Source organism: Thalassospira sp. HJ (assembly GCF_000948415.1).
Taxonomy (GTDB): domain Bacteria; phylum Pseudomonadota; class Alphaproteobacteria; order Rhodospirillales; family Thalassospiraceae; genus Thalassospira.
On record NZ_JYII01000002.1, the window covers coordinates 17132 to 37432 of the forward strand.

20 protein-coding genes are annotated in these 20301 nt (G+C 42.9%); 15 read left to right on the plus strand and 5 right to left on the minus strand.

Features of this window, described 5'->3' with window-relative positions; all coding sequences use genetic code 11:
- Positions 1-7: 7 nt before the first annotated feature.
- The 5 genes from UF64_RS00190 to UF64_RS21125 all read right to left on the minus strand — a co-directional run bounded on the left by UF64_RS00190 (position 8) and on the right by UF64_RS21125 (position 3965).
- Positions 8-1057, minus strand: a complete 1050-nt coding sequence (locus UF64_RS00190) for a DMT family transporter (protein ID WP_082049393.1) — start codon at positions 1055-1057, stop codon at positions 8-10.
- A 143-nt stretch (positions 1058-1200) separates the two neighbouring features.
- Positions 1201-1308, minus strand: coding sequence for an SDR family oxidoreductase (locus tag UF64_RS20825; RefSeq protein ID WP_235284910.1), 108 nt, complete (start codon positions 1306-1308; stop codon positions 1201-1203).
- Positions 1309-1330: 22 nt separating this feature from the next.
- Positions 1331-1969 (minus strand): SDR family NAD(P)-dependent oxidoreductase, encoded by a 639-nt coding sequence (locus UF64_RS00195; RefSeq protein ID WP_200892618.1) that lies wholly within the window; start codon positions 1967-1969, stop codon positions 1331-1333.
- A 186-nt stretch (positions 1970-2155) separates the two neighbouring features.
- Entirely contained in the window at positions 2156-3064 is a 909-nt protein-coding gene (locus UF64_RS00200; RefSeq protein WP_044826685.1) for a DMT family transporter, read from the minus strand.
- A gap of 403 nt (positions 3065-3467) precedes the next feature.
- Positions 3468-3965, minus strand: coding sequence for a transcription termination/antitermination protein NusG (locus UF64_RS21125; RefSeq protein WP_044826611.1), 498 nt, complete (start codon positions 3963-3965; stop codon positions 3468-3470).
- A 360-nt stretch (positions 3966-4325) separates the two neighbouring features.
- Here UF64_RS21125 and UF64_RS00210 point away from each other — a divergent pair, with 360 nt between their 5' ends.
- The 15 genes from UF64_RS00210 to UF64_RS00275 all read left to right on the plus strand — a co-directional run bounded on the left by UF64_RS00210 (position 4326) and on the right by UF64_RS00275 (position 20224).
- Positions 4326-4706 (plus strand): MarR family EPS-associated transcriptional regulator, encoded by a 381-nt coding sequence (locus tag UF64_RS00210; RefSeq protein ID WP_044826612.1) that lies wholly within the window; start codon positions 4326-4328, stop codon positions 4704-4706.
- A gap of 487 nt (positions 4707-5193) precedes the next feature.
- Positions 5194-5946, plus strand: a complete 753-nt coding sequence (locus UF64_RS00215) for a glycosyltransferase family 2 protein (RefSeq protein ID WP_044826613.1) — start codon at positions 5194-5196, stop codon at positions 5944-5946.
- Positions 5947-6168: 222 nt separating this feature from the next.
- On the plus strand, positions 6169-7935 hold the full coding sequence (locus UF64_RS00220; RefSeq protein WP_044826614.1) for an ABC transporter ATP-binding protein: 1767 nt from the start codon (positions 6169-6171) through the stop codon (positions 7933-7935).
- The gene (locus tag UF64_RS00225; protein WP_152630564.1) at positions 7901-9448 is read left to right on the plus strand and encodes a hypothetical protein; all 1548 of its coding nucleotides are present in this window, start codon (positions 7901-7903) and stop codon (positions 9446-9448) included. The genes UF64_RS00220 and UF64_RS00225 overlap by 35 nt, the downstream gene beginning before the upstream one ends.
- Complete coding sequence (locus UF64_RS19550) at positions 9438-10544, plus strand: FAD-binding protein (RefSeq protein ID WP_052657387.1); 1107 nt, start codon at positions 9438-9440, stop codon at positions 10542-10544. Before UF64_RS00225 ends, UF64_RS19550 begins: the two co-directional genes overlap by 11 nt.
- Positions 10545-10703: 159 nt before the next feature.
- Entirely contained in the window at positions 10704-11390 is a 687-nt protein-coding gene (locus UF64_RS00235) for a cytidylyltransferase domain-containing protein (protein WP_161794580.1), read from the plus strand.
- On the plus strand, positions 11383-12369 hold the full coding sequence (locus UF64_RS00240) for a Gfo/Idh/MocA family protein (protein ID WP_044826617.1): 987 nt from the start codon (positions 11383-11385) through the stop codon (positions 12367-12369). The genes UF64_RS00235 and UF64_RS00240 overlap by 8 nt, the downstream gene beginning before the upstream one ends.
- 62 nt (positions 12370-12431) lie before the next feature.
- Positions 12432-13073: an N-acetyltransferase gene (locus UF64_RS00245; protein ID WP_161794581.1), complete on the plus strand. Its 642-nt coding sequence runs from the start codon at positions 12432-12434 to the stop codon at positions 13071-13073.
- Positions 13070-14080: an N-acetylneuraminate synthase family protein gene (locus UF64_RS00250; protein WP_044826619.1), complete on the plus strand. Its 1011-nt coding sequence runs from the start codon at positions 13070-13072 to the stop codon at positions 14078-14080. The genes UF64_RS00245 and UF64_RS00250 overlap by 4 nt, the downstream gene beginning before the upstream one ends.
- 13 nt (positions 14081-14093) lie before the next feature.
- Positions 14094-15917, plus strand: a complete 1824-nt coding sequence (asnB, locus tag UF64_RS00255) for an asparagine synthase (glutamine-hydrolyzing) (RefSeq protein ID WP_161794582.1) — start codon at positions 14094-14096, stop codon at positions 15915-15917.
- The gene (locus UF64_RS00260) at positions 15883-17046 is read left to right on the plus strand and encodes an N-acetyl sugar amidotransferase (protein WP_082049365.1); all 1164 of its coding nucleotides are present in this window, start codon (positions 15883-15885) and stop codon (positions 17044-17046) included. The genes asnB and UF64_RS00260 overlap by 35 nt, the downstream gene beginning before the upstream one ends.
- Positions 17036-17398 (plus strand): hypothetical protein, encoded by a 363-nt coding sequence (locus UF64_RS00265; protein WP_044826622.1) that lies wholly within the window; start codon positions 17036-17038, stop codon positions 17396-17398. Before UF64_RS00260 ends, UF64_RS00265 begins: the two co-directional genes overlap by 11 nt.
- Complete coding sequence (locus UF64_RS21115) at positions 17382-18005, plus strand: DapH/DapD/GlmU-related protein (protein ID WP_082049369.1); 624 nt, start codon at positions 17382-17384, stop codon at positions 18003-18005. The genes UF64_RS00265 and UF64_RS21115 overlap by 17 nt, the downstream gene beginning before the upstream one ends.
- A gap of 15 nt (positions 18006-18020) precedes the next feature.
- Positions 18021-19163 carry a DegT/DnrJ/EryC1/StrS aminotransferase family protein gene (locus UF64_RS00270; protein WP_044826623.1) on the plus strand — a complete coding sequence of 381 codons (1143 nt, stop codon included), beginning with the start codon at positions 18021-18023 and terminating at the stop codon, positions 19161-19163.
- On the plus strand, positions 19163-20224 hold the full coding sequence (locus UF64_RS00275; RefSeq protein WP_044826624.1) for an NAD(P)-dependent oxidoreductase: 1062 nt from the start codon (positions 19163-19165) through the stop codon (positions 20222-20224). Before UF64_RS00270 ends, UF64_RS00275 begins: the two co-directional genes overlap by 1 nt.
- Positions 20225-20301: the final 77 nt, after the last annotated feature.

Sequence of the window (20301 nt, forward strand, 5' to 3'; positions counted from 1 at the left end):
TTCCTTGTCAGCGAGATGTTCGCTGCTGATGATGGCCAAGGCTGGACAAGATCCGCCCGTCAATGACCATCAACCCAAGCCCGATAACGACCATGCCGATAATATGCTGCGTCATCAGGATCTCGCCAAGAAACCCCACACCCAGCAAGATTGCACTGACCGGGATCAGGAAGGTAACCAGCAGCAGGTTGGATGCGCCCGCCCGCTTGAGGATGGCGAAATAGAGGATATAGGCGAGTGCTGTGCTGAGCGTTGCAAAGCCCAGAACCGCAAGGATCGTGCTGGTTGTCGGAACGGGCAGGTGCCAAGGCTGATCAATCATGATTGAAAGCGGCAGCAACATCAGGCTTGAAGCACTTGTCATCCCGGCCGCTGTCAGGATCGGCGGGGTGGTCGCAAAACGACGGCCAAACACCCCTGCACAGCCATAACTGAACGCCGCCAACAGAACCGCTGCCGGGGCAAGAAGACCAAACTCTGTGCGGGATGTCGGCACACCGAAAATCACGATCACACCGCCAAAACCGATCAGAACGCCGATGGCTTTGCGCAAGGAAAGCTTTTCGCTATCCGTGGCGATATGGGCGATCAGAAGCGTGAAAAGCGGGGTGGTGGCATTGAGGATTGCGGCAAGGCCGCTTGTGATATGGGTCTGGCTCCAGACAATCAAGCAGAACGGTACAAGATTGTTAAGCGCCCCCATCACAGCAATCGCACCCCAGAATTTCGGGTCCCGCGGGATCGATACGTCGCGCAGCAACACCACCCACCACAGTACGATGGTGGCAATCAACACCCGGCAAAGCACCAAGGTTAGCGGTGGCAAATCGGCAAGTGCGATTTCAGTAAAGAAGAACGACCCACCCCACAGAACCGACAGCGCAATCAGCATCAACCAACTGGTGCGATCCATCAGCGGGGCAGGCGCATTCGGCCGTGAGGTGTGGGTAGAGCGCGCCCGGGAATGGGGAAGGGCATCAATCCCACGACCTGCCGGGCGCGCGGCAATCTCGTTCTCAAGCGATAAAAGACGTGTGGTGTTTTCGTGGGGCAGCATCGCCGGCTCCATCCATCAGTTGGTGACGGACGAAGGTTAGGCTGATCGCGCAAAAGCTGCTCGCCAGTTTCGGACTTGAACGTGGGGACAAAAAAGCGGGGCGACATTGGCCCCGCTTTTGTCGGTGTTAGTCACAATGTGTTTCAGAGAAACGCACCATTATCGACCTGGATGACCTGCCCGGTGACGGCCTTGCCCATCTCGCTTGCGAGGTAAAGGGCAGCATAGGCCTGATCGATCGGTTCAGTCATCGGCACGGTGGTGTTGACGTATTTATCCGAGAATTCCAGCGATCACATCGCCGCCTTCCTGTTCGCCGGCGGCCCATGCGGCGGCAGCTTCGGTATCGGTCACACCCGGTGCAATCGCGTTGCAGCGGATTTTCGTGCCCGACAGGCGAATGGCGATGTTTTTGGTCATGGTGTTGACCCCGCCCTTGGTTGAAGTATAGGCAACGCCGCAAATCGGCAGCGTGCCGTTGACCGAGGATACATTGATGATCCGTCCTTCATTGCGCGGCAGGAAGTGATTGACCGCTTCGCGGCAATAGCGGAACACACCGGTCAGGTTCAGCTCGACGATCTTGGCAAAGTGCTCGTCAGTGGCTTCTTCAATCGCGACCATGTCGCCCGACCCGGCATTATTGACCATGATATCGACCTGACCATAGGTCTCAATCGCCTTGGCAAAGACGTCTGCCGGGGCTTTGGGATCGGATGAGTCGGCAATGACGCCAATCGCATTGCCACCATTCTTGCGGATTTTCTCGACCACTTCATCGAGCAAGTCCTTGCCGCGTGCGGTCAGAACGACATTGGCTCCTTCTTCGGCATAAAGTTCGGCAATGGCAAGGCCGATACCCTTGCTGGCCCCGGTAACGATGGCTGTTTTGCCTTCAAGTAACTTCCGCATGGTATTCTCCTTCTCGGATACTCGGTGGGTCATCACCGATATAGTGTTCCGTCAGAAGGCGGGTAGTCGGGCAAATCTGAAAATACTTATGCGGGCTGCTCATGAAACGGGCGGCGGTTCTGGAAACAAAACAGGCGCAGAGACCCGGATTTCTGCGCCTGTTAAAATTGTATGAGGGTAAGTATGCTATTTGGCTGTGACCGTTTCAGTTTTCACACCAATGAATTTCGGTAACTTGGCAAAGATCGTGATGTTGCCAAGTAGCACCATCGCAAGGCCAGTTGCGCCAATCGGTGTCCAGACATAACCTTCAAGGAAGGTTGAGACGGTAAGTGCGACCACCGGGAACAGGACGGTGACATAGGCCGCGCGGCCCGCACCAACGCGGTTGACGAGTGCCAGATAGGCAATGAAGGCCACGACCGAGCCCGGAATGGCGAGATAGAGCAATCCGCCGATATATATCGGATCGGTTGGCATGACCGGTGTCTGGCCCTTGAACATGGCAAAGATGAACAGCAGCACCGTGCCATAGATCATACCGCGTGCAACCGCATCACGGTTGGGGATGCCCATGGCATGCAGTTTTACCGATACCATGTTGCCGCAGCTAAACACCGCCGTGCCGCACAGGGCGAAAATCATGCCGGTGATGGCGTGCGGATTGTGTGACAGGGCATAGATCTGGTTGGCAAACAGGCAGGCAATCCCGCCCAGGCCGAATGCCGCACCAAAGACAAAGCGCAAACCCGGTCGGTTGCCATAAAAGGCCCAGTTCCCCAGCGCATTGAAAATGGTCGAGGTGGTAAAGATGACCGCGACAATGCCGCTCGCGATATAGCCGGTCGCCGAATACATCAGGATAAAGTTGATGCCAAACAGCCCGCAACCCAGCAGTACGATCCATGGATGTGCGCGCCAGGGCACCGGGCGCCATTTACGCGTCAGCAACAGGAAGCCGCAGAGAACAACTGCTGCCAGCGCAAAGCGATAGAAGATCGAAATTTCGACCGGGATCGGTCCGATCTGAAGTTTGATCGCATACCAGGTAAATCCCCAGCAGGCGGTGACGATCACGAATAAAAAGGCTGTCATCATCGGGGCTTTCAAAACAGCACGTGCAAGGCATTTGGTGGCACGAAGGGTGACGCAAATCTGGTCACGCGGGTTGGTGGCGCGCGGGGACCAATCAGGGAATCCCGAATATGTGGGGCATATCCTGTAACGCCAATAAGCCACAATCAATGCCGCGCGGCTTTCACTTTCTTGCGCTGTTTTTCACATTCTTGCGGTTACGTGTATGCGGTCAGTCACGCCAATAAAGAACGGGGCGGATACCATGTAGTATCCGCCCCGTTTCTTGTTCAGATGTCTGGTCAGAATGACCTGATCGTTACTTGGCCATGGCCGTTGACCGGTTGGTGGCCTCGGGGATCAGGCCGAACAAACTGGATCGCGAGTTTTCTGTGTCCATCGCTAAGAGTTTAGAGGACACGTGCTACTTAGCCAATTGCAGCTGATCTGTAGAAACCTGCATACGTGTTTGTTGGCCCATGAAGTCTATGAGCACCCAAATGCGTTGCTGTGGTTCGATAGCGTCAACGGTTGCAACAAAGTTCGCAAACGGTCCAGTCCGCAGTTCTACGCTGTCCCCCGCGTTCAAGCATTTAGGAGGTAAGATTGTACCGAACGCATCGCATCTGAGCATCAATTCTGATACCAGTTGTTGCGGAAGTGGCTTTGGTTTGTCTTCAAAGCTTACAAGCCTGGACACCCCAATTGTGCTATTGATTTTACGCCATGGTGCCTGCTCCGTATCGACGCTAACGAACATGTATCCAGGGAAGAGAGGTTTTAGGTCGCTAACAAAGCGGGTGGCTCTCTTTCGTGTGATTCTCTGCATGGGAAGGAAAGTCTCGAATCCCTGACGGTTCAGGTTGCGTTCAGCAAGCCGATGGCTATTGGGTTTGAACTGTATCAAATACCAATGGTTCATTATCGTAATTCTTCATTGTATATCGTTCATTATTGAGCAGTTGTAACAAAAGTATGGGGCGCGGTAAACTGATCTTATCTTATGGAGGGCGATCTTACCTGCATCCGAGTCAAGCATAAGGCAGCAATCAAAAACCAACTAACTTACAGAAATATAACATATTTTTATCCTCCCTGTAAAATTTGTGCACACATCAAAATTAGTCACTTCTTAATGTTTTCAGGTTGATCTCTCAACGGGTTTGATCTATTAGTCATCTTTGAACATTCATGAGAATTCTTGACCTACATTGTGATATCTCATCATTTGAGCGTGCAGGCAGCGCGAGGCTCAGTGCGGTAGCTATGGTTGAGGGAAAGCATGGCTAGCCGTCGCGAAGAGCACCAGGAGGAGATCCGTTTGAGGGTGATGCGGCTGATATCGCAGAACCCTGAAATGTCTACGCGACAGGTTGCTGATGAAGTGGGTATTTCCAATGGCTCAGCTTACTACGTGCTCACGGCATTAGTTGAAAAAGGCTTTGTGAAGCTTGGTAATTTTAAGAAGAGCCCACGCAAAGGTCAGTATGCATACCTTTTGACCCCTAAGGGTATTCGCGAAAAATCTCTGCTCACACACAGTTTTATTGAACGCAAACGCCAAGAGTTTGAAGTGTTACAGGCTGAGATTGAAGCGCTCGAAGAAGAGGCGGGACTTGTGGGTGAAGCACGGCATTGCCCCTCGGATGCAAGTAGTGAATGAACTAACATGCTTTAAAATGGGCGATACTCATAGAGATATTGGCGTTAATCTCGGTGAGAGCATTTCCCACTTCATTGGCCGTGCAGTCGCGCACAAACTCAGAGCTAAATCCACTGTCATCGGTTTTGATCGACGTGGAGCAAGCCACGCCCTTGCCGCAGCTAATTAAAGCATTAATGGGGCCACAGGTTTGGGGCGAAAAAACACCTTAAGCTGGACTAAGAACATATCGGGTATCGATCGCACGCGGTTCCCCCATTAATTGTGGCCTGTCCGCCTACCGCCGGGAGTTTGCATCATGGGATGAGCCGTCTGGCTCAACTTCGGTTTTTACGGATTGGTCGTTTAACTAGCGTCAGAATGAACCAATTTCGACGGATTTCTATCGCCATCTCCACTTTTCGATGCCTATAAGACGAATTTAGGGAGAGGATTTGTTGATCGTGATTCTAATAGAAGCATCTTTTATGTTGAGCAACGAAATATAATGACAAAATTTAGCGTAATAACCGTTTGTTATAATTCTGAAAAGACAATAGCAGAAACGATTCAATCTGTTAAAAAACAATCCTTTAAGGATTATGAGCATTTAATTGTAGATGGTCTATCTTCGGATAATACTGGAAAAATTGTCGATGCACACAAAGACAACAAGATAGCGTTTGTGTCAGAGAAAGATAATGGTCTTTACGATGCTATGAACAAAGGAATATTAAAGGCTAACGGCGAATATATTGTGTTTTTGAATTCAGATGATTTTTTCGCAGACGAGTATGTGCTTCAGAAAGTTGATTTAATTTCTTCAAGCCTACCGGATTTTATCTATGGTGGCATCAGATATTTCTCTGAGAATCAAAAAGGTGCAAGAACGTGGATGCCAGAAAATTTTACTACCATAAAACATAAAAAGTTGCAGATACCGCACCCTGGTGTGTTTATCAGGCGTGAGCACATCATTGAAAATAAACGTCTTTTTGATACAACGTTACAAATTGCAGCGGATCTGAAGCAGCAGCTGGAGTTGATACATATTGACAACCGGACAGGGATGCTTGCCCGTGAAATTTTAGTAAATATGCGCCTTGGTGGTAAAAGTACCGATGGTATTTTAGCATTCATACGCGGCTGGAAAGAATCATTGCGAGTATACGTGGAGCTATTCGGTGTTATTGGAATTTATTACTGTTGCAGGAAAGTGCTTCATAAATTACCTCAGATAAGTAATAAGGTGCAATATTAATGTAAATATTATATTAAGTACGGGATTTTGATTTTTAATAAATAAAATGATCAAAAATGATAAATCAAGGTGTTTAAATATCGTTGTTGTCTGTATACGCGCCTAATTTATTCTCGTATTTGTCGGAGATGTAGACGGTTTCCAATTTTTCAGTAAAATGTTCAGGCCTATTCTGGGTATGGATTTTTGATATTTCATTGAAAATAAAAATTTGAGAGAGCAATGTTCCAAGTTTTAAAAAAACTTTATGAAATTTTAGATGGTCCTGAGCGAAAAGCATTGTATGCAGTTTTGTTTATAGTGTTTGTGATTGGTGTATTTGAAATTGTTGGAATAGCCTCTATCATTCCGATTATCTCAGTCATGGATGATCCACAAGTATTGGAAGATAATAAATATCTTTTCATTTATAAGCAGTTTTTGCTTAATGTGGGGATTGAGAAAACATCAGAAGTATTAGCTGTGTTGGCCATAACTTCATTCACTATGATAGCCTTATCAACTGCACTTAAATCAGTGGGAATATATTTAACGACTAAGTTTATAGAATTGAGGCGTCATTCTCTTAGTAAGAAATTATTGTCAGGGTACTTGAGAAATGATTATCAGTTTTTCATAAATTCAAGTACTTCAGATTTGACAAAAACAATTTTGTCAGAAGTTGACCGGATTGTTGCGCAGCTAATCCGGCCTATCATAAATATGATTTCTTATGTGTTTTTGTTAGTTTTTGTTCTAACGTTTTTATTTTTTATAAATCCTCTGGTTACGGGACTAATAATTGGTGTGTTTGGTCTGCTGTATTTAGTCTTATATGTAGGCATTAGACAAAAAATAAAAGAACTTGGTGAGCAAACTGTTAGCGCAAACAAGGGACGTTTCGCTGTGACTATGGAAGCGTTCACAAGTATAAAATACCTGAAATTTAGTGGATTAGAACACTATTATACTCAAAAATTTGAGGAAGAATCGTACAGGTTTTCCAACTCAGTCGCTTTGCAGTTCGTATTTAACCAAATACCGAAACACATTGTTGAGCTAGTCGCTTTTGGGGGAATTATCTTAATTTCAATAGTGACTTTAATTTCCAGGTTAGGGGCTGGTGAACAGGCAGCGGGCACAATTTTTCCCATACTCGGTGCTTATGCTTTAAGTGCATACAAGCTACAACCTGCTATCCAAGCAATATTTAACGGTATTGTAAGCTTGCGTTATGGTCGCGTAGCACTTGATAATTTATTTAAATCTTTGAGCGAAATTTCCCCGGACTTTCCCCGTGCCAAGGATAAATCTGATAGCATTAAGGTCAATTTTAACAAATATTTGCAATTAAAGAACCTTAGTTTTCGTTACGCTAACCGGAATGTAAATGTATTAGATGATGTCAATTTGATTGTTGGAGCAAATTCTAGAATTGGTGTCGTCGGGAAAACTGGATCAGGAAAATCGACGTTAATAAATCTAGTTTTGGGTTTGTTGCACCCAAGTGACGGTCAGATTCTCGTTGATGGAGTAGAAATAACTGACTCGAACATGGGAGCATGGCGTCAGCTGATTGGTTACGTACCACAAGATGTAACTTTGGTTGATGCTTCGATCTATGAAAACATCGCATTTGGCCTTGGCTTGGATGACATTGATTTGGAATTTGCCGAACATTGTGCTCGAGCGGCACTTGTTGATGAGGGGCTGCTAAATAACAGTCGCGATAAAAACGTTGGTGAAGGTGGGGCAAAACTCTCAGGTGGGCAGAAGCAGAGAATTGGAATTGCCCGAGCTTTATACAAGAACCCAAAGCTATTAGTTTTAGATGAGGCGACAAGTGGATTAGATCCCAATACCGAGAAATTAGTTTTGGACTCCATATCGAAATTTTCTGAGAACTTAACAATTGTTATGATCACACATCGATATTCAAATCTCGAGATGTGTAATGAAGTTTATGAAATGTTCGATGGAAAAATTAACAAATGGAGCAAAAATGCTTAATGCGGTAGTTGATCTGACCCCTAACAGTGGCGTTTCATATTTTTTGAAGTATGCAGTATTAGGTGCAGCGAAAGATAAAGGAATATCTCTTGAATTTAGGCAAAGTCCGGTGGCTGGGACAAGGGGTTCATTTCAAAGATTAATTAAATTCAACAGTTTTTTTGACTTCGTTCTGAATGTTTTAGATTTGTTCAGAATGTTTATATTTTCTTTAAAAATAGCCCCGCTATTTGCTCTGAATAGGAAACGTCTAATATTTTCTCTGTTATCCTTGACTAAAGAAGAAATTGTAATCGGTGACTGCATATTAAGTGCATACCAGAGGAATAATAAAACTAGAGTAACTTTAGGAAGAAATATTGAATTATTTTTGTTTGTAGTGGCGTCGTATTTTTCCATTATAGTAAATATTAGACGCTTGGCGGTAGAAATAAAAAAAGATGGTGGAGCAAAATATTTCTTCTGTCATGAAACTACGGGAATTGAAGAAACTCTCAGACGTTACTGCATAGTACGAGGTATGATCGAAATTCGTTATTCGAAGCATCATAAGGGTTTTAGATTGTTTTCAGGTTTCGATGGAGTGGCACTGAGAAAACAGGAAAAATTCAATTTACAGGCAGGACAAGCAATTGAGGAAGCAGAAATACAAGTGGCTAAGGAGAAACTAAGTTCGTTGGTGGATAGAACTGTTCAATATGCTTATCTGAAATCTGTCGATGTTGACTTGAACGTTACGTTAAGCTGTTCTCCGAAGGCACCTAAAACGACAGTTGTGATTTTTCTGGCCACATTGAGTGACGCTCAGTACTTGTACGGTGTAGGACCTTATCCGTCTCTCGACACGTTCCAAGAGTCCTTGTTGGAGTTTTTCTTAGCGAAAGATATGAATGTTGTTGTGAAACCGCATCCAGCAATGATGAAAAATAAAGATTATGCCGAAAAAGATCGTTCGTATTACCGGAGTCTGCTTCGCAAATGGGATGCGCAAGATGATGATGAGTATGTCAAGAGATCGAGTCTAAATAATAAGCTGATATTTGTAAGCGAAAAACTTTCGGTAAAAGAGCTAAGTAAAAAATTCCCAAGTTTTTTGTGTGTCACCCAACATGGTTCTGTTGCAGCAGAATGTGCGCATTTGGGGCATTTAAGCCTTGTTGGGAAAAATTCTCAATTTTCAGAACAAGACAAGTTTGTTGAAATACTAGAAGACGCTGACGAGTTGCAGGAAAAACTGGACCGCTGGCTTGCCTTTACTGCATTTACAAAATCAGAGATACATTCAATATATAGGTATATTTATATCCATAATTTTTTTAATGTGGATTTATATGGGAATATTATATTTTCAGATTTAATTCCTAAGGATTTGGAGACATCAGAAATAGAAAATTGGTTAAAGGAATTCTTAGATAATAATCCTGATGCAGAATATAAATTAAATCAAAGTGCGAAACTAAACATTTCAAAATTAAACAATAACTTTGAAGAGGTTATTGCATATGAAAAGTAAAACCGGTGCTTTATGTGAAAAGCACGATATCCCCTATAAGATTGATTATGAAATAGGAAAATATAGCTATTCACGTACAGGACTTAAGGTGCGTATTGCGATATTTCCAAATACATCTGAGAAATTGATCTATTTGATCCAAGAATTCAAAAATCAAAATATTGATTTTAAAATAATAGGAAGCACGACAAATATTTTATTTTTAGAGTCCCAAATTTATCAGTGCTTCGTTTATACGACAATGCTAACCGAATATGATTTCCATGAAAATCATGCCATTGTTGGTTGCGGTAGGGCCGTTAGTGATTTTGTACGTGATGTTTCAATGCGCAGTATTGAAGGTTTTGAGGGATTAGAGGGCATTCCTGGGACAATCGGCGGAGCGCTTGTCATGAATGCAGGCGCATACGGATATTCGATCTCAGACAACCTACTAAGTGTAGATGTTATCGATGTAAACGGGGAAGTCAGGACTATCTGGAAATCTGAAATGAAAATTGTGAACCGATCTATACCCACACTACAGGGTAAGATCATTGTACGTGCAAAATTTAATTTAAAAAAAGGAACCCATTCTCAAATAGAGAAAATGACCAGAAAGTTTCATATTAGTAGACATCAATATCAGGAGTGGGTGTATCCTAATTTAGGTAGTATTTATATTGTGCCGGGTCTAAATATAAATCAAAATATGCGTGAAATTCATACAGGTCGAAGATTTTTTTTAAAGTACCTTTATTTTATTTTGTTTAAAGTTTGGTTTTTCAAGCCACTCTTTATATTCAGGAGATCATTTCCAAGCTTCAACCTTCCCTTTGAATTGCTGAAGATGTTGAAAATAAAAACATACAACTCTGAAGTAGCGTCAAAAACAACAGTTAACACGTTTTCCAACAAAAATTATTCCACGCTCACAATATTGGAATATTTTTTGCAATTACGCGAAGACGCTGGCGGGACTATTAAACTAGAGAACGAAATTTATACAGGAAATGTGGAAACAGTCGTGGATCCTAGATTGCGAAAATTGCAATTGAAAATAGTGGACCAACTTGGATGCGAAAAATCAGACAGCTACTCGTCTGGGAAAATGTGACACTATACACTACGAAAATAATTACGCGAGAGAACCTGCCACCAATAATTCGAAACTTAACTTCAATATCATTATGTGAAATTGTAGGCAAGATGAACACAGTTTTGACCTATACGATAGATTCACCCCTAATGATGATTAAATTTTCCGGTTATGCTCATGATATTGATTCAAGCCAGAATGTCTTCTAACCGTCTACCTGGCAAGGTATTGATGGAAATTGGTGGGCGAAGAATTCTTGATCATCTCTTTCATCGTTGCGCAAGTGTCGTCGGCAGAGAGAATGTAGCGATTATTACCTCAACGGAACCCAGTGATGATCCCATTGTTGAGTTTGCTGACACACACAATTATCAATACTATCGCGGCCCGCTGGACAACGTCTATGAACGTTTTGTGGGGGCAGTTTCTAAGTTTGGGATAGATCAGTTCGTCAGAGTGTGTGGAGATAGTCCATTTCTACAACCAGAATTAATTGAACATGCACTTAATCAGTTTAGCAATCAGTATGTAGATCTTGTAACAAATGTTTTTCCTCGCAGCTATCCCAAAGGGCAATCTGTCGAGGTTGTAAGGACAAGAACATTCTTGTCACCTGATTATGTTGCTTTGAACGGGTTTTCACATGAGCATGTTACACAAGGTTTTTATTCTCACTCTGATCACTTCAATATTTTGAACTTTAGATGTTCTGAGCTTCAGACACCAAAGTTGGAGACTTGGGCTGTTGATACCTATGAAGATCTGCAAACAATTTCGAATTGGATAATAAACAATCCAGAAGGTCCAAAGTCATTTGGAACTCCTATTATCGCAATTCACAAGAGTGGTATCAAAAATGCTTAGAGTTGGCGTCGTCGGCCTTGGTGTCGGAGAAAGGCATATACATGGTTTCAATGGTAGCCCTTATGCAACAGTCACCCGTATTTGTGACATTAACCCGAGAAAGTTAGCTGATGTTGCAGATCGTAGTGGTATTAGCGATGTAACCACTAACGCGGAAGATATCCTTCTAGACCCAGAAATAGACGTAGTGTCAATTGCGAGCTTCGATGAATACCACGCGAAGCAGATAGTAATGGCATTGGACGCAGGAAAGCATGTGTTTGTCGAGAAACCTTTGTGCCTTACTGAGATGGAGTTAGATGAAATATGTGAGGCATATGCACATGCAAAAATTAGGGGAGAAAATCTCTACGTTTCTTCCAATTTCATACTGCGTCGAGAATTAAGGTTTATGAAACTCAAAAAGAATATCGAGCTTGGCAAACTCGGTGATATTTATGCGGTCGAAGGCAGTTACGATTATGGTAGAGTCTCTAAATTAATTGATGGATGGCGAGCGCAGACGCCAAAATACTCTGTAATGCACGGTGGTGGCATACATATTCTTGATTTTTTTAAGTGGTTAACTGGATATAATTTTTTACCACACGCGGCATTAGCGAACAAAACTGTCACGCTAGGGACCAAATTCCGACCTTATGATCATATACTTTCCATTGGAAAGTTCGGTGACGAAATATTAGGTAAGATTAGTGCTAACTTTGGTTCTCAAACTGCCCATTTTCACCAAATAAAAGTTTATGGCACAAAAGGCAGCTTTATCCACGATTGCGGCGTATCGACATACTTTTTTGGGAGTGAACCCAATGTACTGCGCGAGATAGAAAATGATCCTTTCCCATCCAGTAACAAAGGGGATTTATTGCCAGAATTTATTTCAGCAATTATACATAATACAAGTTTAGATATTGATTTTGAGCATGTCGAAAGTATTATGCGCGCTTCTATTGCTGTAGATACACTGGCTTGCCGCGAATGACCAATTTTTGTGCTACAGCCGACGTGTGGTTAAGTGAATGTCTTGATTTTCCGTGCTTTGTCGTGAGCGAAGCTGGCAAAGAAGACTTGAATCAAGTTTTGTTTGGCAACAACAGATTGTTTGTCTCCTGTAAATTACATGAAAACGACTTTCAATCTATAGATGCTATCGAAAGTATGGGGTTTGTCGAGATAAACCAGCAGATCACTTTTAGCTGGAAGCCGGACAAGCTGACACCTGTTAAACCCGTTAATGATCTTGAATTTCGTTACTCTTCAAGTAAGGAGTTAAGATCATCCCTGGTTGGCTTTGCGGACTTATTTGTTACAGATAGATTTAGAACAGACTCTCGTCTTCCTTCTGATTGGTCGGTGAGGGTTAAGACTAATTGGATCCTTTCGCCAGACGAAAATAGACAAATTCTTTTGGCACAGATAGGCAAAGATATTGCGGGGTTTATCGTATTACGAAAATACGTTAGCCGTACAATAATTGACCTGATTGTTGTTGACCCTAGCTATCGCGGTCAGAAGATCGGCCGACAACTATTGTTGCATTTGCAAAAATCAATCAAAAAAAATCAAGTGATTATAGTAGGAACGCAGCATGACAATCATGTTGCCCGAAAGCTATACGCTTCAGCTGGTTTTAGAAACGTGGATACTAAAAAAGTTTACCACTTTTATCGTGAGAGAGTTTTATGAAAACAGTAGCAAAATTCACTTTTTCAAGAGAAATGCAACCCTTTATTATTGCTGAAATTGGAAACAACCATGAAGGAGATTTTGTTCGAGCTAAGGAACTTCTAATAGCGGCTGCTGAGGCAGGGGTAGATGCTGTAAAATTTCAATCAATCACGCCGCAGAAACTTGTAACTTCTGATCAAGTGGACCGAATTGAAAAGCTGCGAAAATTTAGCTTAAATTGGGAGCAATTCGCCGAGCTTTCCGAATTGGCAGACAAGAAAGGTGTAGTATTCTTCAGTACACCTTTTGATGTAGAAGCTGTGGATAGGTTAGATAAATTACAAAAGATTTTTAAAATCTCTTCTGGAGATAATACATTCAGTGACTTGGTGCAAGAAATCGCACAGCGAGGAAAGCCAACCTTAATCTCTACAGGCGGAATGACACATGATGAAATAATTCAGCTACATCAATTCTTTTTGAACGCCGCGATTACACCTGCAGAGTTGATCCTATTACATTGCATTAGCCTATATCCAACATGCCCAGTTGACGCACAACTTTGGCGTATAAAATGGTTAAATGATCATTTTAACGGAATTACCGTTGGTTATTCGGACCACACTTTAGGTATCGAAGCTTGTAAAATCGCCGTTACATTGGGCGCTCGAGTACTAGAAAAACATTTCACCTTGGATAAAAATCAATCTGATTTTCGTGATCATCAGCTTTCGGCTGACCCACAAGAAATGGCGAAGCTTGTTCAAGAGTGTCGTGCTGTCATGGACTATTTGGGAAAACCGTCAGATATTCGCCCGGATCGCGATATGCATGGCGTTCGCAGAGTCGCGGTGGCAGCTAGGGATATTGCCGTTGGGACTGTAATACAGGCATCAGATTTGACATGGCTAAGGTCACTTGATACCAGCGCGCTAAAAAATCCAGATGCGGTTTTGTGTAGGCGTGTAGCGGTTAGTATCAGTAAGGGTGAACCGCTATCAGAACGTCATTTCAACAAGGGTTAAACGAATGTGCGGCGTGGCTGGATATGTAAGTAATAATATAGTTCCAACAGATCGTCTTTATAAGTGCTTGAAGCAAATGCGGTTAAGAGGCCCTGATGATAACGGGCTCTATGAGAATAGGGATGCATCAGTAAAGGTTGGTCTAGTTCACACGCGATTGTCAATTTTAGACCTTGATCCTCGTTCTGCGCAGCCCTTTCATTTCCAGCATTATGTATTCTCTTATAATGGTGAAATATACAATTATCTGGAATTGAGGGCAGAGCTCGAAGATTTAGGATATAGCTTCCGGACAAATGGCGATACGGAAGTGATGGCTATTGCTTGGGCTGCTTGGGGTAAAGATGCGCTGAACAAATTTGACGGGATGTGGGCCATCGCTGTCTGGGATGCAAAGGCTGAGCAGTTAACACTGGCGACAGATCCCTTTGGTGAAAAGCCAATTTATTATATTGTAGGGCCCGATAATTCTGTTTTTTTTGGATCTCAAATTGACTGTGCGTTAACATTAGCAAATATTAAAGCGCGACCTAATTGGCAGCACTTGAAGCGTTATTTAGTCAATGGATATAAATCAATCCATAAAACAGATGATTCTTATGTGGAACACGTTCGGCGCCTGCCTGGAAATAAAGTTATGGAGGTGTCGACGCGCGGCATTAACATATCGCCTTACTGGAAAGTCCCCGATTATAGGCCAGATAGAACTCAAAAACGCGCAGACTTAGTCGCATCGGTCCGGGAAACTCTCATAAGTAGTGTTGCAAAGCGTATGAGGGCAGATGTGCCTCTGGCTTTTTGCATGAGTGGTGGGATTGACAGTAATTCCATAATAGCGATTGCATCCCAACACTTGGGGATGGACGTTTGCGGCTTTACAATTATGAATAAAGACGGGCGCTACGATGAACAAAAATTAGTAGATTTATCTTCCCGTGAACTCGACGTTCAAAACGAAAAAATAGTTTTACAAACTACAAACTTTTTACCTGCACTTGAGGCTATGATTAAGAACCGTCATGGTCCAGTTTCGACTATTTCGTATTACACACAAAACTTTTTACACAAAGCTATTAGTGATCGAGGTTATAAAGTTGCGATAAGTGGTACAGGCGCTGATGAGTTATTTACGGGATATTATGATCATCATTTACTATACCTTGGAACGAATTTTGAGGAACCCTTGACCAGAGCGCATGCTCTTGAGAATTGGGAGAAATACACAAAACCTCAAACGCGAAATCCCTTATTACAAGATCCAGACAAGTATCTTAGAACACCTGGAGCTCGGGAACACGTTTATTACAAAAATACCTACTATGCAGACTTTTTGCGCGACGCATGGCATGAGCCCTTCGTCGAAACCATCTATTGTGGATCATTGATGCGCAACCGAATGTTGAATGAATTATTTCATGAAGCGGTGCCTGTAATCCTAGCGGAAGATGACAAAAATGCTATGGCGTATTCAATTGAAAATAGATCTCCATTCTTATCTCGCGAACTTTTGGAAATGAGCATGACGATCCCGGATGCTGAATTAATCAAAGATGGTTATGCGAAGTCAATTTTACGTGAAGCGATGGCTGGTCTTGTGCCTGATCAGATATTATACGAGCGCCGTAAAATTGGGTTCAATTCATCACTTTTTGAAGTTGCTGATATAAAGTCTGATCATCTAAGGCAGGTAATATTGGATGATAGCCCCTTTTATGATGTGGTAGATCGAGGAAAAGTTGAAGAATTCCTTGGCCGTGATTTGAGTTTGAATAGTGACAGCAAATTCTTATTTAATTTAATTAATGCAAAAATCACTGTCGATTTCATGGAGGCGTAAATTGAGATACTGTAAAAAATGCGTTTTGCCTGACTCGCGTCCTAACTTAACTGTTAACGATGATGGTATTTGCACTGCCTGCATGTCTTCAAATGAAAAACCTAAAGTGGATTGGGTTAATCGTGAAGCGATGTTTCAAGATTTGGTTGATGAGGTTAAAGAGCAAAAAAGAAATTATGACTGTGTTATTCCAGTCAGCGGTGGGAAAGATAGTACTTGGCAAGTTGTCAAAGCCTTAGAATATGGGTTGAAACCAATATGTGTGACTTGGCGAACGCCTGCTCGAAATGGCTTAGGTCAGAAAAATCTTGATAATTTAATTTCCCTAGGAGTTGATCACCTGGATTTTTCTGTAAATCCTAAGCTGGAGAGAAAGTTTACTCTGAAGGCTTTTGAGCGCTTTGGCTCACCTGTTATTCCCATGCATATGGCAATACATGCATTGCCAATGCAATTGGCAATCGAGAAAAACATTCCACTAATTTTGTGGGGGGAAAACTCTGCTGTGGAATATGGTGGTGATGATGAGAAGCTTAAAGGTATGGAAATTACCCGTTCGTGGCTAATGCAATATGGTGTCACACACGGCACGACCGCCCAGGATTGGGTGGGTAATGATATTAGCATGAGCGAATTAGCCCCTTATCACTGGCCAGAGGAAGCAGAATTAAGAGCTAAAAACGTCAGGGCGGTTTTTCTAGGACAATATTTTAGCTGGGACCCGAAATTGACCGCCAAATTTGTCAGTGAACATGGATTTCAGGCTGCCAGTGATGCAGTGGTTGGTATTTTTGATTTCGCAGATGTCGATGATGCCTTTTTAATGTCAGTCCATCATTGGTTGAAATGGTACAAGTTTGGTTTTACGCGGACTTGGGATAATTTGTCTCTGGAGATTCGAGCTGGTCGGATGACGCGGACTGAAGCTATTGAACATTTAAAAGCGCTAGGCGACGAAACGCCGCACAAAGAAATTGAGATGTTTTGCGAGTATACTTGTATTACGCGAAATAGATTTTTCGAAATTGCCGAAAAGTTTCGAAATTTAAATATTTGGGAAAAACGAAAAGGAACCTGGCAAATACCAAATTTCTTATTTGGTGATAAGGTTTGGATTGATGAAAATTGATCGAAAAGAACAGCCGCGTACATTCATCGTTGGCTCGAAAAAAGATATCGAAATTTCGCATACAGCGGATATAACTCTTTCATCGGACGAGCAGGTCACATTTCTGACCGAGAATGGTTCTGAATTCGATTTTGTGCGCAAACAATGGGGGTATTATGCTACGCCGTCAATTAACCGTCGGCTCAAGCATTTTGGGTTCCATACAGCGCTCGTGCAGAACGCCAAAGGGCACGTATACATATTTGTTGTCGAAGCAGAGAAAATGGATGGGTTTAACGCGTATTGCAAAGCTGAGAATCAAACTGTTTTGATGTGGTTGGACAGGATTATTTGTGATGACAGCCATAATTAGCTTGTTAAACGCATCTTGGGTTTTACGAGTATACTCCTACTGGGTGCGGTTGTTGTTACAGCTACGCGGAGTTGAAGTTGGCCAAAATTTCACAGCACGAGCTTTGCCGATTTTGGTTAAGGACAGGTCTTCTAAAATTATTATCGGTAGTAATGTGTTCTTGAAAGACCAAGTTGACTTGCGCGCCACCAAAGGCGCCGTTTTGATCTTAGAGCATGGTGTGAATTTAGACAAAGATGTCAGAATTGTAGCTACCAATGGAGCAAGAGTAACTTTTGGCGAAAACGCAGATATTGGCTGTAATTCAATTTTTAATTGTGGGGCAGATGTACATATAGGTAGGGATGTTTTGATGGCGGGATTTTGCTATTTACAAACATCAAATCACAATATAGCACGAGGACAAACCATCAAATCGCAGGGGTATTCTCATCATCCAATTCACATAAGTGATGATTGTTGGCTTGGTGGGGGGGCTTTTGTTTTACCGGGGGTCAAATTAGGTGCTGGCGTAGTTGTGGGGGCTAACTCGCTGGTCAATAAAGATGTTTCCGACTTTAGTATTGTTGGGGGAAGTCCTGCTGCGACCCTTGGGACAAGACATTAAAATAAAAGGTGAAATGTGATTACATTTGGAAAGCCGTTAGTTGACGCTGCTGAAATAGAGAATGTTCAGGAGGTCATGGAGTCAGGAATTTATGTGCATGGCCCTAAGACGCGAGAGTTTGAAGAGTCTTTTTGCCAGCAGTTTGGATATGACCATGCACTCAGTGTGGCCAACTGTACAGCCGGACTGCACCTAGCTCACCATTCCTTGACCAAAACAATCGAGCCGGAAGTAAAAAAACAACATGAAGTTTTGTGTCCGGCTATGACACACGTCGCTACTGCTCATGCAATTGAGTTGGCTGGTTTAAAGCCTGTTTTTATCGATTGTTACGCAGAAGATGGGAATATTGATATTGAGCAAATGAAGGCTCATGTCACAGATAAAACTATCGGCATCGCCGCAATGCATTTCAATGGCGTTCCGTGTGACATAAAACAAATCATGGCTTTAGCTGTTGCTCATGATCTATATGTCGTTGAAGATTGTGCAATATCATTAGGCGCAAAAGTAGACGGTCAACCGGTTGGGACATTTGGCCAAGCAGGTGCTTTTTCGTTCCACCCTGTAAAGCAACTGACTACCGGTGAGGGTGGTATGGTTGTGATGAACAGTCAGTCACTTAGAGATGAATTAGCTTTGGAGCGAGCATTTGGTGTCGATCGTAACTTTAATGATCGCACAATCGCCGGATTGTACGATGTCACAATGCTAGGCTTCAACTACCGCATGGCTGAAATGCCAGCAGCTATGGGGGTTGCGCAACTAAAAAAGTTTGACCAATTTCACGATCAACGAAAAAGAAATTATGCAACTCTGCATTCTAATTTCGAGAGGATCGATGGTTTAACCGTGAAGGGCGGCGAAATCACGGATGATCGATCTTACTATTGTTTAATCGCGAAGCTTGACAACTTCTCTGTAGATGATCGCAATCACTTGAGCAATGAGTTAAAAAAAGCAGGTGTTCAGACAAGTATCTACTATCCTCATCCTTTACCGCGGCTAAAGTACTATTCCGAGCGTTATGGTTATGATGCAGGACAATATCCAAACGCTGTGGATTTCGCGGACCACTGTATAGCATTCCCGGTAGCACCACACCTCAACGAAACTGACATGGATACCATTTCTAGCATTCTGAAGGGCCTTATTTAATGAATACTCTTCCAGTAAACGTAACGGGCAAGAAAATTCTTTTAATTGGGGGAGCCGGGTTTATCGGTCACAATCTTGCGTTGGAGTTGAAAAGGCAAGGCGCAGACGTGACAGTTGCCGACGGATTCAGGGTGAATAGTCTTTTGAATTTGGCAACTGAGTCCGATGAGACCAAAGATGTTGGAGTGTATCAAGACTTCCTAAATGAAAGATTGTCTTTATTAAGGGCCGCGAAGATTAAATTATCAATCTTGGATGCTTCTAGCCGCTACGCGATTGCAAAGACTTTAGACCAAGGTTTTGACGTCGTGTATTTGTTGGCAGCGGTCTCTCATGCCTCACGTTCCAATTCCCAGCCTGTAAGTGCAATTGATAACGGTTTAATCCCGTTTGTTAATGTCATCACAGAGCTCTCAACGAAACCTGAGACGCGCCTAGTGTATTTGTCTTCGTCAACAGTGTATGGGAATTTCACTAAGGATTCAGTTGATGAAACTGATACCTGTCGGCCATTTGGTATGTACGCGCTGTTAAAGCACGTAGGGGAGCGCATACTTGATGAAACAGCTCAACATACAGACCTGAATTTTTCAGTTGTCCGTCCATCAGCCCTATATGGAGAGCGCTGTATCAGTCGCCGCGTCTCTCAGATTTTCCTCGAAAACGCATTTGCAGGTCGCGAGTTAGTGTTTTTGGGAGATCAAGATGAGAAACTAGATTTCACTTACATCCAAGATCTAATACAGGGACTTATGTTAGCAGGTCTGCATCCTAACGCTCGCGGCGAAATTTTTAATATAACTTTTGGAAATGCTCAGAGGGTTCTTAAGTTAACAGAAATATTAAAGGATTACTTCCCAAATATAGAAGTTAAGGTCAAAGAGCGTAACCAGGCAACGCCACTCAGGGGGACACTTCTCAATGATAAAGCTCGGAATTTAATAGGATTTGAGCCGCAGTGGCCTTTAGAGGAAGGATACCGCAATTATATCACATGGTATATTCAGAGGTCAAAGGACCATAACATGATATTCAACACAATTACGCAAACCAATGAGTAGATAAGATAAGTAAAAAATGGATTCTTTATTCGTGGCGTCAACTTGATTGTAAGAAATGACTAGCGGAAAAGTTGGTT

Bases quoted from the DNA above. Each gene is read 5' to 3' on its own strand.
- UF64_RS00190 (WP_082049393.1), bottom strand. From the start codon at position 1,057: ATGCTGCCCCACGAAAACACCACACGTCTTTTATCGCTTGAGAACGAG.
- UF64_RS00250 (WP_044826619.1), top strand. From the start codon at position 13,070: ATGAAAACAGTAGCAAAATTCACTTTTTCAAGAGAAATGCAACCCTTT.
- UF64_RS00260 (WP_082049365.1), top strand. From the start codon at position 15,883: ATGCAAAAATCACTGTCGATTTCATGGAGGCGTAAATTGAGATACTGT.
- UF64_RS21115 (WP_082049369.1), top strand. From the start codon at position 17,382: ATGACAGCCATAATTAGCTTGTTAAACGCATCTTGGGTTTTACGAGTA.
- UF64_RS20825 (WP_235284910.1), bottom strand. From the start codon at position 1,308: ATGACTGAACCGATCGATCAGGCCTATGCTGCCCTTTACCTCGCAAGC.
- UF64_RS00265 (WP_044826622.1), top strand. From the start codon at position 17,036: ATGAAAATTGATCGAAAAGAACAGCCGCGTACATTCATCGTTGGCTCG.
- UF64_RS00215 (WP_044826613.1), top strand. From the start codon at position 5,194: ATGACAAAATTTAGCGTAATAACCGTTTGTTATAATTCTGAAAAGACA.
- UF64_RS19550 (WP_052657387.1), top strand. From the start codon at position 9,438: ATGAAAAGTAAAACCGGTGCTTTATGTGAAAAGCACGATATCCCCTAT.
- UF64_RS00195 (WP_200892618.1), bottom strand. From the start codon at position 1,969: ATGCGGAAGTTACTTGAAGGCAAAACAGCCATCGTTACCGGGGCCAGC.
- UF64_RS21125 (WP_044826611.1), bottom strand. From the start codon at position 3,965: ATGAACCATTGGTATTTGATACAGTTCAAACCCAATAGCCATCGGCTT.
- UF64_RS00200 (WP_044826685.1), bottom strand. From the start codon at position 3,064: ATGACAGCCTTTTTATTCGTGATCGTCACCGCCTGCTGGGGATTTACC.
- UF64_RS00220 (WP_044826614.1), top strand. From the start codon at position 6,169: ATGTTCCAAGTTTTAAAAAAACTTTATGAAATTTTAGATGGTCCTGAG.
- UF64_RS00210 (WP_044826612.1), top strand. From the start codon at position 4,326: ATGGCTAGCCGTCGCGAAGAGCACCAGGAGGAGATCCGTTTGAGGGTG.
- UF64_RS00275 (WP_044826624.1), top strand. From the start codon at position 19,163: ATGAATACTCTTCCAGTAAACGTAACGGGCAAGAAAATTCTTTTAATT.
- UF64_RS00235 (WP_161794580.1), top strand. From the start codon at position 10,704: ATGATATTGATTCAAGCCAGAATGTCTTCTAACCGTCTACCTGGCAAG.
- UF64_RS00225 (WP_152630564.1), top strand. From the start codon at position 7,901: ATGGAAAAATTAACAAATGGAGCAAAAATGCTTAATGCGGTAGTTGAT.
- UF64_RS00240 (WP_044826617.1), top strand. From the start codon at position 11,383: ATGCTTAGAGTTGGCGTCGTCGGCCTTGGTGTCGGAGAAAGGCATATA.